Origin of the sequence: Pseudomonas sp. S44 (assembly GCF_016624805.1) — a bacterium.
GTDB lineage: Bacteria > Pseudomonadota > Gammaproteobacteria > Pseudomonadales > Pseudomonadaceae > Aquipseudomonas > Aquipseudomonas machongensis.
Genome location: NZ_JACVTY010000087.1, coordinates 1 through 217, shown reverse-complemented (window position 1 = coordinate 217; position 217 = coordinate 1). Strand labels below are relative to the sequence as shown.

At 57.6% G+C, this 217-nt stretch carries 1 protein-coding gene; it reads left to right on the top strand.

Annotated features, from left to right (window positions below):
* Positions 1-217 (top strand): hypothetical protein (locus tag IAE40_RS25635; protein WP_200604079.1); only part of this gene is annotated, 217 nt, incomplete at both ends.

Below are 217 nucleotides of genomic sequence, written 5' to 3'. Positions count from 1 at the left end.
TATTTCCGACGCTTCCGTACCAGGCAAGACTTTCGAAAACCTGGAGCTGGGCGGTTCAGCCACCGTGCAGATCGCAGATACCGAAAGCGAAGTCGTCGCGACCCTGACAGCCGATAAGACCACCGTGTCCGAAGGCGGCGAGATCACTTACACCGTTACGCTGACTAACGCCCAAGGTCTGTCCGTTACTGGCCATAACGGCCTGGTCTTCACGCTC